This window comes from Pseudomonas sp. NPDC089395 (assembly GCF_044749525.1).
Lineage (GTDB): Bacteria > Pseudomonadota > Gammaproteobacteria > Pseudomonadales > Pseudomonadaceae > Aquipseudomonas.
In genome coordinates this window covers 389515-401660 of the sequence record NZ_JBIVID010000004.1, presented here as the reverse complement: position 1 = coordinate 401660, position 12146 = coordinate 389515, and the positions used below count along the sequence as shown (strand labels likewise).

12 protein-coding genes are annotated in these 12146 nt (G+C 62.1%); 2 read left to right on the top strand and 10 right to left on the bottom strand.

What is annotated here, in order from left to right:
* Nucleotides 1-39: 39 nt before the first annotated feature.
* From ACIPZG_RS12655 to ACIPZG_RS12640, 4 genes are all read right to left on the bottom strand, one after another.
* The gene (locus ACIPZG_RS12655) at nucleotides 40-510 is read right to left on the bottom strand and encodes an inhibitor of vertebrate lysozyme family protein (RefSeq protein WP_400714034.1); all 471 of its coding nucleotides are present in this window, start codon (nucleotides 508-510) and stop codon (nucleotides 40-42) included.
* Nucleotides 511-512: 2 nt separating this feature from the next.
* Nucleotides 513-674 (bottom strand): DUF1328 domain-containing protein, encoded by a 162-nt coding sequence (locus tag ACIPZG_RS12650; RefSeq protein ID WP_008092060.1) that lies wholly within the window; start codon nucleotides 672-674, stop codon nucleotides 513-515.
* 42 nt (nucleotides 675-716) lie between these two features.
* Nucleotides 717-1001: a hypothetical protein gene (locus ACIPZG_RS12645; RefSeq protein WP_400638528.1), complete on the bottom strand. Its 285-nt coding sequence runs from the start codon at nucleotides 999-1001 to the stop codon at nucleotides 717-719.
* Nucleotides 1002-1177: 176 nt separating this feature from the next.
* Complete coding sequence (locus tag ACIPZG_RS12640) at nucleotides 1178-1999, bottom strand: BON domain-containing protein (RefSeq protein WP_400714031.1); 822 nt, start codon at nucleotides 1997-1999, stop codon at nucleotides 1178-1180.
* A gap of 210 nt (nucleotides 2000-2209) precedes the next feature.
* Here ACIPZG_RS12640 and algB point away from each other — a divergent pair, with 210 nt between their 5' ends.
* Together algB and ACIPZG_RS12630 are read left to right on the top strand one after the other, a co-directional pair.
* A complete protein-coding gene (algB, locus tag ACIPZG_RS12635; RefSeq protein WP_400638530.1) occupies nucleotides 2210-3556 on the top strand; it encodes a sigma-54-dependent response regulator transcription factor AlgB in 1347 nt (448 codons plus the stop codon).
* A complete protein-coding gene (locus tag ACIPZG_RS12630) occupies nucleotides 3553-5331 on the top strand; it encodes a KinB sensor domain-containing domain (protein ID WP_400714028.1) in 1779 nt (592 codons plus the stop codon). The genes algB and ACIPZG_RS12630 overlap by 4 nt, the downstream gene beginning before the upstream one ends.
* On the opposite strand, the gene ACIPZG_RS12625 is transcribed toward ACIPZG_RS12630, so the two are convergent.
* The 6 genes from ACIPZG_RS12625 to ACIPZG_RS12600 all read right to left on the bottom strand — a co-directional run bounded on the left by ACIPZG_RS12625 (nucleotide 5328) and on the right by ACIPZG_RS12600 (nucleotide 12131).
* A complete protein-coding gene (locus ACIPZG_RS12625; RefSeq protein WP_008092068.1) occupies nucleotides 5328-6947 on the bottom strand; it encodes an EAL domain-containing protein in 1620 nt (539 codons plus the stop codon). The two genes, ACIPZG_RS12630 and ACIPZG_RS12625, sit on opposite strands and share 4 nt — an antisense overlap.
* Before the next feature lie 71 nt (nucleotides 6948-7018).
* Nucleotides 7019-7795: an N-acetylmuramoyl-L-alanine amidase gene (locus ACIPZG_RS12620; protein ID WP_400714025.1), complete on the bottom strand. Its 777-nt coding sequence runs from the start codon at nucleotides 7793-7795 to the stop codon at nucleotides 7019-7021.
* A gap of 64 nt (nucleotides 7796-7859) precedes the next feature.
* A complete protein-coding gene (locus ACIPZG_RS12615) occupies nucleotides 7860-9761 on the bottom strand; it encodes a GGDEF domain-containing protein (protein WP_400714022.1) in 1902 nt (633 codons plus the stop codon).
* A 96-nt stretch (nucleotides 9762-9857) separates the two neighbouring features.
* Nucleotides 9858-10712 carry an endonuclease/exonuclease/phosphatase family protein gene (locus ACIPZG_RS12610; RefSeq protein WP_400714019.1) on the bottom strand — a complete coding sequence of 285 codons (855 nt, stop codon included), beginning with the start codon at nucleotides 10710-10712 and terminating at the stop codon, nucleotides 9858-9860.
* A gap of 12 nt (nucleotides 10713-10724) precedes the next feature.
* Nucleotides 10725-11360, bottom strand: a complete 636-nt coding sequence (gene dsbA, locus ACIPZG_RS12605) for a thiol:disulfide interchange protein DsbA (RefSeq protein ID WP_400714016.1) — start codon at nucleotides 11358-11360, stop codon at nucleotides 10725-10727.
* Nucleotides 11361-11513: 153 nt separating this feature from the next.
* Nucleotides 11514-12131, bottom strand: a complete 618-nt coding sequence (locus ACIPZG_RS12600; protein WP_400638536.1) for a c-type cytochrome — start codon at nucleotides 12129-12131, stop codon at nucleotides 11514-11516.
* Between the last annotated feature and the right edge of the window lie 15 nt (nucleotides 12132-12146).

Sequence of the window (12146 nt, the reverse complement as noted above, 5' to 3'; positions counted from 1 at the left end):
TCTATTACATGACAGCGCGCGACCGCTCGTCGGTGACGCTCAATACCACTTCGGATCGCGCTTGAGTTGCTCCTGCAACATCGTCTTCATGCCTTCGTCCGGTTTCCCCAGCCAACGGTACTGCGCGTGGCGGGTGGGCGACTTGTCACTGGGCAAGCCCTCGGGTACTTCAACGAGCATCCCGTAGGCATCGTCCTTGTCCCAACTGAACGCCACGATCAGGCGTTTGTAGGTGCAGTTTTCCTCGGATTCGCACAGCGGGCCGACCAGGTACTTGTCGCCATCTTCAGTCACCGCCGACATCTGTTGCTCGGCGCTGCCCGTGAGGTTGATCACCCAGTCGGGCAGGCGTTCCTCGCCTTTGAGTGCGTCCTGCCAGGTTTCCTGGTACTCAGGGTCCGAGCCGAGCAACTGGTCGACCCGGACCTGGCCGTCATTGGCCGCCATGGCTCCCGCGCTACCCGTCAATACCAGGGCGGCAGCCAACGTCGTGCAAAGCTTCCTGCCCATCTTCAACCTCGACCACGTCCAAAGAAGAAGGAGGCTACGAACAGGACCAGGAAGACAATGAACAGGATCTTCGCGATACCCGTAGCGGCGCCAGCGATACCACCGAAGCCAAGTACGGCGGCGATGATGGCGATGATGAGGAAAGTGATAGCCCAGCTAAGCATGATGCTTCTCCTTTCTTTTTTGAGATCGATCCAGCCTGACCGTCAGAACACCCAGCGTTCCTGGGGCACGACATTTGCCACGGTGGCTGGCGAGGTATTGGCTGCTGGCAGCGATTGGGCTGCCTTCACCAAGGTGTTGGCACGCGTTGCCTGAATGTGCGTCAGCAACGCGGTTTGCGCCGCGACCTGTTCGGCCAGTCGGGCGGTCTGCCAGCTGTAGTAGAAGAGGCCGGCAGCCAGCGTCAGCAGCATCGCCATCCCGAGTAACAGGACCTGGCGCAGGGGGAGTGCGACATTTTGCGAGCGGTTGACGGATTGGCGGTTCATGCCGGTTCTCCTGCTGTAATTTTTCTATACAAACCTGAATAGGTAATTGCAGCCTGCATGCCAGCCGTTAGATTCAAATAAAATCCTTATAAATCAATAATTTATTTGAATTTCACATCCCCCTTGAGGACGTATCCTGCACGATGGCGCCTTTGTCGTCGTGCGAATTGCACGATTCAGCCCTCGACCTTGGTCGCCACTTTCAATAGGTCAGCATCCACGCCGCGCACCCCAATGATCTGCCGGGCAATCTCTACTGCGATGGTTTTCTGCTCACTGCTGAGCACCTCGCCTGACAGCCGCACCATGCCTTCTTCACTGGCCACCTTTATATTCAGGCCGTCCAGATTGCGGCTGAAGCGGAAGCTGTTCTGGATCTTGTCGATCACCCAGCTGTCACGGGGTTGCGGCCCGGTGGGCGCATCGACCGGGGTTTCCCGCGCCTTGGCCATGGCCACGGTATCCAGGCTGACCAGGTTGTTCACCAGGTGCACCCCATCGGTGGTCCGCGCGACCACCCCAGCCAACTCCTTGGCCTCGGTACTGTCGACCTTGCCGCGCAAGGTCACCACGCCATCGCTGCTTTGCACTTCGATGGCGGCCTTTTCCGTGATACGGCTCCACAGCAGCCGAGCGCGGATCACCGCGGCCAGGGTTGCATCCGTCAGGCGCTGGGCGTACGCGCGCAGCTCGAGTGGGCGCTCGACCAATTCGGCATTGACCCGCAGTTGGTTGTCGACCTGCTCGATGCCTCGGGTAGCCAGCGCCACCTGCTCGGCCAACTGGCGCTCGACCTCGTTTTCCACTTCACCCGAAAGGCGTGCCTTCGGCCCTTCGACCTCGACATCTATACGAAACGGATTGAGCATCTGGTTGAGCGAAAGCGCCGTTTGCAACGAACCCTGCAGGCGAGCGTCCTGGATCGGGTCGGCCATGGCCGAGGTGCAAATGGAGAGAAGGCTGACCGTCAGCGCGGCCATTCGGATGGAAAAGGGCATGACTGCACTCCTTTTATGGGCAAAATCCGTAAATCGTCGCAACCAATGTGCCAGCGCGTAGCTCTAAGGAAATCATCGATATATCAGTGAAGAGCGCCGCTACTTGGCCATTGGCTAGCATGCAAAGGACAGAATCCTTCAGAATTGACCATGCAACTTGCCCGATTTTTCCCACACTAATTGAAGAGCTATCCTAAGGAGCGCAGGAAAATGGAATCAGCCCAGGACAACCAAGGCCGCATTCTGCTGGTGGACGATGAGTCCGCTATCCTGCGTACCTTCCGCTATTGCCTGGAAGACGAAGGCTACAGCGTGTCCACCGCCAACAGTGCCACTCAGGCCGAAGCCTTGTTGCAACGCCAGGTGTTCGACCTGTGCTTCCTCGACCTGCGCCTGGGTGAGGACAACGGCCTGGATGTACTGGCGCAGATGCGTATCCAGGCACCGTGGATGCGCGTAGTGATCGTGACCGCGCACTCCGCGATCGATACGGCGGTCGATGCCATTCAGGCGGGGGCCGCCGATTACCTGGTCAAACCCTGCAGCCCCGACCAATTGCGCCTGGCCACCGCCAAGCAGCTGGAAGTTCGCCAACTGTCGGCACGCCTGGAAGCGCTGGAAGGCGAAGTACGCAAACCCAAGGACGGCCTCGACTCGCACAGCCCGGCCATGATGGCGGTGCTGGAAACTGCTCGGCAGGTGGCCACCACCGACGCCAACATCCTCATCCTTGGCGAGTCGGGCACTGGCAAGGGCGAACTGGCCCGGGCCATTCATGGCTGGAGCAAACGGGCGCGCAAGGCCTGCGTGACCATCAACTGTCCATCGTTGAATGCCGAACTGATGGAGAGCGAGCTGTTCGGCCACACCCGTGGCGCCTTTACCGGTGCCAGCGAGAGCACCCTTGGGCGGGTCAGTCAGGCTGACGGCGGCACGCTGTTTCTCGACGAAATCGGCGATTTCCCACTGACCTTGCAACCCAAGCTGTTGAGGTTCATTCAGGACAAGGAGTACGAGCGCGTCGGCGACCCGGTAACCCGCCGCGCCGATGTGCGCATCCTCGCCGCGACCAACCTGAACCTTGAAGAAATGGTGCGCGAAAGCCGTTTTCGCGAAGACCTGCTGTACCGCCTGAACGTCATCACCCTGCACCTGCCGCCGCTGCGCGAGCGCAGCGAGGACATCCTGACCCTGGCCGACCGCTTCCTGGCACGCTTCGTCAAGGAGTACTCACGCCCGGCCCGCGGTTTCAGCGACGAGGCCCGCGCGGCGCTGCTCAACTACCGCTGGCCCGGCAACATCCGTGAACTGCGCAACGTAATCGAGCGCGCCAGCATCATTTGCCCGCAGGAGCGCGTGGAAATCAGCCACCTGGGCATGGGCGAGCAGCCCGCCAGCAATGCCCCCCGAGTGGGCGCGGCACTGAGCCTGGATGAGCTGGAGCGCGCCCACATCGGTGCGGTGCTGGCGACCAGCGACACGCTCGACCAGGCGGCCAAGACGTTGGGCATCGATGCCTCGACGCTCTATCGCAAACGCAAGCAGTACAACTTATGAGATGGCCCATGAAGCTGCGCACGCGGCTTTTCCTCAGTATCTCAGCACTGGTCACCGTTGCCCTGCTGGGCTTGATACTGGGCCTGGTCAGCGTGTTGCAGATGGCCACGGTGCAGCAGCAGTCGGTGCGCGATACCACCCAAGCCCTGGAAACAGGCCTCAAGTTGCGGCAGAACCTTGGCGAACAACTGACGCTGATTCTCGATGAGGATACCGCTCCGGAAAACCTCCAGACGTTGCAGGAGAGCTTTCAGAGCCTGCTGCATCAGGGGCTCGAACAAGGCGGAGAACGCACCGGCTTCAGCAAGGCCAACAGCAACTACCAGGCCTTCCTCCAGGCTTACCGCGACAGCCCGACACCGGCACGCAGCATGGGGGTCGAGCAGCCACTGGGCGCCGCGTTCAATCAGGTTCGCACCGACCTGATCGATTCCCACAAGCAAGCCCTCGAACAGATCACCCGCAGTGAAGAACGCACGCGCGACCGCGCCTTGCTGGTCAGTGGCGCGCTCGGCCTGATGGGTTTGGTGGTGGTGATCCTGGGCTTCATCACCGCGCACAACATCGCCCGTCGCTTTGGCCAACCGATCGAAGCCCTGGCCAAGGCGGCAGACCAGCTTGGCCAAGGCAACTTCGACGTTACCTTGCCGGTGACACAGGCCATCGAGCTCAACCAACTGACGCGTCGTTTCGGCTTGATGGCCGATGCACTGCGCAAGCACCAGGCCACCAATGTCGATGAGCTGTTGGCCGGCCAACAGCGCCTGCAGGCGGTGCTTGACAGCATCGACGACGGTTTGCTGATCATCGACCGCCAAGGCCGCCTCGAGCACCTCAACCCGGTTGCCCAGCGCCAGCTGGGCTGGAGTGACAGCCGCGTCGGCAGCGGCCTGGCCGAAGCCCTGCAGCGACCGGAACTGGAGCAACAGCTGCGCCAGGTGTTGCGCGGCGGCAGCCTGGATCGCCCACCTGACGACCTGAGCATCGAGGTCGATGAAGAGTCACGCCTGCTGACGTACAGCCTGACCCCGGTCAGTCACCCGCAAGGGCCGATTCTGGGGGCCGTAATGGTGTTGCATGATGTCACCGAACAACGTGCCTTCGAGCGTGTGCGCAGCGAGTTCGTGCTGCGCGCCTCGCATGAGTTGCGCACCCCGGTCACCGGCATGCACATGGCCTTTGGTTTGCTTCGCGAGCGCATCAAGTTCCCACCTGAAGCGCGCGAAAGCGACTTGCTGGAAACCATCGGCGAAGAAATGCAGCGCCTGACCCAGCTGATCAACGACCTGCTCAACTTCTCGCGTTATCAAAGCGGGCTGCAGAAGCTCGACCTCGCACCCTGCGCCATCGATGCGTTGCTGGAACGGGCCCAGTCACGCTTCAGCGAACCGGCCTCTGCCAAACAGATCGAGCTGCTCAAGGAGCTGGATATGCCGCTGCCTCGCATACAAGCCGACATCGCCCAACTCGACCGCGTGCTCGATAACCTGCTGCACAACGCCATCCGCCACACCGCCCGCGGCGGGCGCATCCGCCTGCATGCGCGGCGGCATGCGGAGCGGGTGATCATCAGCGTCGAAGACAACGGCGAAGGTATTGCCTATGGCCAGCAGGGACGGATCTTCGAGCCGTTCGTGCAGGTCGGGCGCAAGAAAGGCGGGGCAGGGCTGGGGTTGGCGTTGTGCAAGGAAATCGTCCAGTTGCATGGCGGGCGCATGGGGGTATTTTCTCGACCGGGGCAGGGCACGCAGTTCTACATGGCGCTGCCCGTCTAAGGCTCATCATCGATTCGCTGCCGCCTGACTTGCCGGCCGCGAGTCACCAGCTCGGCAAACTGGCGTGCATTCAACGGGTGGGCAAACAACCAGCCCTGGCCGTAGTTGACCCCTTCGCTGTTGAGCAGCACCGCTTGCGCCTCGCATTCGATACCTTCGGCGATCACTCGCAGATGAAGGTCATGGGCCATGCGGATAATGTGCGGTGCCACGCCACTGCTGGCCGCATCGTGCCCCAAGGCATCGATGAACGCCTTGTCGATCTTCAGGCAGTCGACCGGCAAGGTCTGCAGGTAGGCCAGGCTGCAGTAGCCGGTGCCGAAATCATCGATCAGTACCTGATGGCCTACAGCACGCAGTGCTTGGAGGTTGTCACGGGCCACGACCACATCGATCAGCCCGCGCTCGGTCACCTCGAAGGCGATCTGGCTGGCCGCGACTCGGTGCAGCGCCAACAACCGCGCCGCCACCCGGCCGATGCGTGGCGCCATCACATCGCAGGCGGCAAGGTTCACCGAAATGTACAGGTTGCGGTGCGAACGCAATAACTGCCCCAACTGCTCCAGCACGCGCTGCAGGACAAAATCGGTGATCTGGCGGATCTGGCCAGTGTTCTCAGCCAGCGGAATGAACAAATCCGGACTGGTCAGCGTGCCATCCGGTCGCCGCCAGCGCACCAGCGCTTCGGCCCCCACACACCGCCGGCTGTCGAGTTCGATGATGGGTTGGTAGAGCACCTGCAATTCGCCGCGACGCAGCGCATTTTGCAGCTCCGAACTCATCGAGCGGCGCTGCAGGATCAGTTGCAGCACCAGCCACCCGATGCAACAGGCCGCCAGCACGCTGCCGGGGAACAACAGCCAGAGCATGCCGTTCATCCTCAGCGGCAGGCTGGCCCGTGGCGCGATCAGGACGAGTTGGTAGTCCGGTGATTTGGTCGGCATGCGATAGACCAGGCGGTCATGCAGTTCGAACAGCGAATTGCCGCTGGGTGGCGGCCAGCTGTTGGCAGGCGGCCAGACTTGCGGCGGGCCCAGCACCGGGATAGCGCGCGTGCCATTGTCGAGCACTACCAACAGGCTGCCGCCGGGTGGCAGGTCGACCACATCGGTCAGGTGCCCGCGCGAGGTGGACACCAGGAAATTGCCCCGTGCGAGCATCAGCGCGGCGAGGTTTTCGTTGGGTTCGGTGGTGGTGTTGAGCCAGTAGCTGTAGGTCGGGCCTTGGATATCCGGCGCGCGCGTGGGAACGAAGGCCCTGGCGCCGCCGCGATTGGAACAGGCGACATTGACGTCGACGTAGGCCGCCTCGTAGATGAAGCGTGAACCTAGCCCAACCTGTTGCAGTAGCGCCAACATCGCCGGGCTGCACCCTCGAAGCGGCTGACCCTGCAGCTCATCGACGCCCTCACGCAGCTGGCCGAACACCTGCTCCAGGCGGTCGAGAAAGCGCTCGCCCTGGGCGTTCATCTGTGCGCTCTCGCTTTCCTTCATCTGCTGCAGGGCAATGCCGATGCTGGCAGTCAGCAATACTGCGGCGCTGGCTACCGCTGCCAAGGCAGCCAGCATCCAGGGTCGGTAGAAAAATTGGCGCAGTGCAGTTATTAGGGCCGACATGGGCAGCATCCGGTTGATATACAAGATATAGCAACTGAAGCGTGGATTAGCCTGGCCGTTGGGCGGAGGAATTACCGCATGCGGTTGAGCACCTGCAGCATCGCCGCCGTCTGCGCATCGGGCGTGCCATCGAAACGCTGCGGACGGAAGCGCATCTGGAAGGCCGCGATGACATGGCGCGTGGCCACATCCAACTGCCCTGTCTGTTCAATAGCGTAGCCAAAACGGGCCAGTTCTTGCTGATACCAGCCGATGGTTGGCGGGTTGACGTTGAAGTAGGCCTGCTGCCGGGCCACCGCGTTGGCGTCGGGCCAGATGCCAATCCCCGCTTCGGCCAGACGCTTCCAGGGGAACAGCGGCCCCGGGTCGAGCTTGCGCAACGGCGCGATGTCACTGTGACCGATGATGTGCCGCGGTTCGATGTTGTTGCGTTTGACGATGTCCTTGAGCAAGGCGATCAGCGACTGGATCTGCGCTTCGGTGTAGGGGTACCACACACGGCCATTCGGGGTGTCATCGAATCCTGGGTTGACGATCTCGATACCGATGGAGCTGGAGTTCAGCCAGGTCCGGCCCTGCCACTGGCTTTCGCCGGCATGCCAGGCACGACGGTTTTCGTCGATCAGTTGATAGACCGTGGCCGGGCCGTCGCCGATCAGGTAATGGGCACTGACCTCTCCGTGGGTGAGCAACGCCAGTGAGCGCTCCAGCGAGGCATTCGTGTAATGCAGAACGACGAACTGGATGCGGTCGTCCTGGTTGGCCGAGGGATGGCTGCGGTCGATGCGCAGGCCCGTGGAGCAGCCTGCCAGGACGATCAGCAGCAATGCAGAAAACAGCGCTTTCATAGGGGAAGCCAGATGATGAGCCGGTAACGCATCAGCATAACGTATGCGCGCCCAGCCCACCCGCTCAGCTTTGTTCCACCCGATTGCGGCCTTGGCCCTTGGCCCGGTACAGCGCCGCATCGGCGCGCTTGAGTACCTGGTCGCCACGCTCGCCGGAACGGAAAGCGCTCAGGCCAATGGAGGTGGTGATGACCACGCGTTCGCCTTTGAAATGGAACGGGCAGGCCTCGATGGCGGCGCGCAGCACCTCGGTGACCTGGGCAGCGGCTGCAGGTGTTGTCTGCGGCAGCAGGACGACGAATTCCTCACCCCCGAAACGGGCGATGAAATCACGCGCCCGTAGACGCTTGCGCAACTGCTCGGCGACGATCTTCAGCACCTTGTCGCCCGCCAAGTGCCCATAGTTGTCGTTGATGCGCTTGAAGTGATCCAGGTCGAGAATCGCCATCGCCAGATGACCACCCTTGTCCTGCCAATCGAGCATCTCGCGCTCGACTTGCTCGCTCCAGGCGGCGCGATTGGGCAGGCCGGTCAGCGGGTCGATCAGGGCCTTCTGGCGCTGCTCTTCCAAGTGCTCGCGATAGCCAAGGGCCTCCTGCTCCATGCTCGCGACCCGTTCGGCCAGGCCCTGCAGGCGTCCGGCCAGCTCTTGTTCGCGGCGGGCACGTACTTGCTGGTGGTCGTCCATGGTCGCCAGCAGGCCTTCCAGTCGGCTTTCCAGGATGTGCTTGAGGCTGCCCACATCGGCCGCCCCCTGTACGCTGCTGTGCAGGCCATCGACCTGCTCGCGCAGCTGGCTGTCCAGTTCGCGTGCGGCAGTACTGTTATCGGCATGACCGGCGCTGGCTTCGTGCAAGTGGCTCTGGAAACCTTCCAGGCGCTCGTTGAGCTGCTGCAGGTAGGTTTCAAATTCGTGCTGGCCGCTGTCGGTGATGGCCAGCATGAGCACGGCCAGGTCATCGAGCACCGGAATCAGTTCGTACCAGTTCAGCCCGCGCGCCACGCGCTCGCGCATCGCCAGGGCCTGAGCCTTGTGACGCTCCGGCAGGCTGAGATCATCGAGCAGGCCGAGCAGCGTCTGCTCGATATGCGCGGCAACCTGGCTGTAGGGCGGCTCGACTGCGTCCGGGAGCGAGTAGGGGCCATCTTCGCCGAAGGTTTGCTCAAGGCTCGCCAGATCTTCGGCCTCGGCTACCAGCGTCTGAGACGGTGCTGTCGACTCTGCGGATTCGCCAGCAACGGGCTCGACATCCGGCACTTCAGGCGATGGCTGGCCTGGGTCATTTTCCGGCGACGACACAAGCGGGCGCAGCTCATCAGCATCGAGTGGCGGCAAGTCCACCAGAACGGGGCCATCAGGCAATGGCTGAGACGGGGTGTCGTCCTGTGCATCGGCTACCGAAGGCACCGATTCGCAAGCGTCCTTCGTCTCAGGGTCGCTGTCACGATTACCGAACAACCGCTGCAGGAATCCTGACCTGGCGTGTTCATCCGCCTTGCTCAGCGATGTCAGCGCGCGCCCCTGCAGCCCGCTGAGCTCACCCAGCAAGGGCGGCAATTCGCGCGACTGGCTGACGCCTCCATCGAGTTTCTTCGCCAGCTTCTTCAGCGGACGGGCAACATCACCGGGTAGCGGCAGGCCTTGAAGCTGGGTAACCAGCGCCGTCAGCGCATCGCTGACCTGGCTCATGCGCGTATCCCGACGCTGCTCGGAGTCCAGCACGGCCTGTTCCAGGCGCGGGATCAAACCGGCAAGGCCGGCGTCCATGTTGTCGGTGCGGATGACTTCGCGCATTTCCTTCATGCATTCGTCGACAACCTTGTCGCTGCCCTCGGCGGCGAGGGAGCTGCGCACCAGGCCCCGACGCAGCAAATCGAGCCGGGCGGCCCAGCGGCGTTCGAGCTTTTCCTGCTGTTCGATGCTTTTGAGGTATTTTTCTTTCCAGCGCTCGGCTTCTTCGGTCATGCCTGGATCCGCGACGGGTAATGCATCTGTGGGACGTGAATACAGGCTGTCGGCGCGTACCTCGAACACTTGAGGGGGCAAGCGCCGTTAGCTGATCTAGCTCAAGACCGGCAGCGTATCCACAGTCAGTGCATCAGGCAATCGGATCTCCACGGCGACCGGGAGGTGGTCGGAAATCGGCTGCGCCAGCACCTCGACCCGCTCAAGAGTCAGGCTCGAGCTGAGCAGGATATGGTCCAGGCAGCGCTGTGGGCGCCAACTGGGGAAGGTCGCTTCGACCTGAGGGGCGATCAGGCCCAGGTCGCGCAAGGGGGAATGGTCGAGCAAGTCGGTGGCATGGGTATTCATGTCGCCCATGAGAATCTGATGGCGGTAGCCGCCGATCAGCTCACGAATGTAGGCCAACTGCCGGGCGCGGGTCTTGGCGCCCAACGCCAGGTGCATCATGACCACGATCAGCGCATCTTCACCTTCGCCGAAGCGCACCAGGATCGCGCCGCGACCCGATGGGCCGGGCAGGGGATGGTCTTCTAGCAGTTGTGGCTTGAGACGGCTGAGCACGCCGTTGCTGTGTTGGGCAAAGCGCCCGAGGTTGCGGTTGAGCTGCTGGTACCAGTAGGGGAAGGCGCCCAGATGGGCGAGGTGTTCCACCTGGTTGACGTAGCCCGAGCGCAGGCTGCCGCCATCGGCTTCCTGCAAGGCCACCAGATCGAAGTCGTTGAGCAGGTCGCCAATCTTCTGCAAGTTGCCCGCCCGTCCATTGTGCGGCAGCAGGTGCTGCCAGCTGCGGGTCAGGTAATGGCGGTAGCGCTCGGTACTGATGCCGACCTGGATGTTGAAGCTGAGCAGCCGCAGGCGACCATCCTCGGGCAGGCCGGAAGCCTGCAGGTGATGTTCGTTGACCTGCGGCTGGTGCAGGCCAATGCCACGCGCGGATCTGAAACGGCGCATGGGATACGCCGCTTACTTAGCGGCGCGCTCCTTGGCGATCAGTTGGTCGGCGACGTTCAGCACGCCTTCCGGCCCTTGAGCGGTGCCAAGGTCAAAGCGGTATTTGCCGTTGACCACCATGCTCGGTACGCCGGTGATTTCGTACTTCTTCGCCAGTTCCTTGGCCTGATTGACCTGGCCTTTGATGGCGAAGGAGTCGAAGGTGGCAAGGAACTTGTCCTTGTCGACGCCCTGGGTGGCCAGGAAGTCGGCCATATCGTTCTTGTCAGTCAGGCGCTTGCGCTGGTTCTGGATGGCATCGAACACCGCAGCGTGAACCTTGTGCTCGACGCCCATGGCTTCAAGGGTCAGGAACATCTGGCCGTGGGCATCCCAGGGACCGCCGAACATGGCCGGCACGCGCTTGAAGTGGACGTCCTGGGGCAGTTTTTCAACCCATGGGTTGATCACCGGCTCGAAGGTATAGCAGTGAGGGCAGCCGTACCAGAACAGTTCGACCACTTCGATCTTGCCGGGGACGGATACCGGAACAGGTTTGCTCAGCTCGAGGTATTCCTTACCGGCCGTAATAGGCTCCGCGGCCTGGATGGCGGCCATACCGAACACGCTGGCAGCGACCAGCGCGGCGCTGAGAATCAGTTTACGCATGCTTTACTCCTGAGCAGTCATTGGTCGCCTCGACACGACCCGTTCTGAGACCGGTCGGGAAGGGCCCGAGTTCTGTAGTGTAACGGCTGCGGACAGAAAAAAGGGCGGTCCGCGCCGCCCTTTCATCTTTACCGTTGACGCATTAACCGAATGTTAATGCAGACCCTGGATGTAGCTGGACAAGGCCTGGATGTCATGGTTGCTCAGCTTGCTTGAGATGGTGCGCATGATGGCCGCATCACCATCGTTGGTGCGGTCGCCTTCTCGGAAATCGGTGAGCTGCTTGGCCACGTACTGCGAATGCTGCCCCCCCAGATGCGGGAAACCGGCCAGTGCGAGACCCGCGCCATTGGGCGAGTGGCAGCCGGTACAGGCAGGCATGCCTTTTTCCAGGTCGCCACCATTGAACAAGGCGCGGCCTCGCTCGACCAGCTTGGGATCGGCGGCGCCGACGCTACCCTTCTGGCTGGAGAAATAAGCGGCGATATCGGCCAGATCCTGATCGCTGAAATTGGCCAGCATGCCGGTCATTTCCAGCACGGTACGCTTGCCCGACTTGATGTCGTGCAGCTGTTTTTCCAGGTAGCGCTGGCCCTGGCCGGCCAGTTTCGGGAAGTTCGGCGCCAGGCTGTTGCCGTCGGGGTTGTGGCAGGCCCCACAAACGGCCGTTTTGGCCTGGCCGGCGGCGGCATCGCCTTTGATGGGGTCCGCAGCAGTGGCTGCACCGGCGACACCCATGGTCAACAGCAGACTCACGACTAGTTTGTTCATCAGCTAATCCAACAC

Coding starts and splice junctions, on each gene's coding strand:
- ACIPZG_RS12655 (WP_400714034.1), bottom strand. CDS start 510: ATGGGCAGGAAGCTTTGCACGACGTTGGCTGCCGCCCTGGTATTGACG.
- ACIPZG_RS12650 (WP_008092060.1), bottom strand. CDS start 674: ATGCTTAGCTGGGCTATCACTTTCCTCATCATCGCCATCATCGCCGCC.
- ACIPZG_RS12645 (WP_400638528.1), bottom strand. CDS start 1,001: ATGAACCGCCAATCCGTCAACCGCTCGCAAAATGTCGCACTCCCCCTG.
- ACIPZG_RS12640 (WP_400714031.1), bottom strand. CDS start 1,999: ATGCCCTTTTCCATCCGAATGGCCGCGCTGACGGTCAGCCTTCTCTCC.
- algB (WP_400638530.1), top strand. CDS start 2,210: ATGGAATCAGCCCAGGACAACCAAGGCCGCATTCTGCTGGTGGACGAT.
- ACIPZG_RS12630 (WP_400714028.1), top strand. CDS start 3,553: ATGAGATGGCCCATGAAGCTGCGCACGCGGCTTTTCCTCAGTATCTCA.
- ACIPZG_RS12625 (WP_008092068.1), bottom strand. CDS start 6,947: ATGTCGGCCCTAATAACTGCACTGCGCCAATTTTTCTACCGACCCTGG.
- ACIPZG_RS12620 (WP_400714025.1), bottom strand. CDS start 7,795: ATGAAAGCGCTGTTTTCTGCATTGCTGCTGATCGTCCTGGCAGGCTGC.
- ACIPZG_RS12615 (WP_400714022.1), bottom strand. CDS start 9,761: ATGACCGAAGAAGCCGAGCGCTGGAAAGAAAAATACCTCAAAAGCATC.
- ACIPZG_RS12610 (WP_400714019.1), bottom strand. CDS start 10,712: ATGCGCCGTTTCAGATCCGCGCGTGGCATTGGCCTGCACCAGCCGCAG.
- dsbA (WP_400714016.1), bottom strand. CDS start 11,360: ATGCGTAAACTGATTCTCAGCGCCGCGCTGGTCGCTGCCAGCGTGTTC.
- ACIPZG_RS12600 (WP_400638536.1), bottom strand. CDS start 12,131: ATGAACAAACTAGTCGTGAGTCTGCTGTTGACCATGGGTGTCGCCGGT.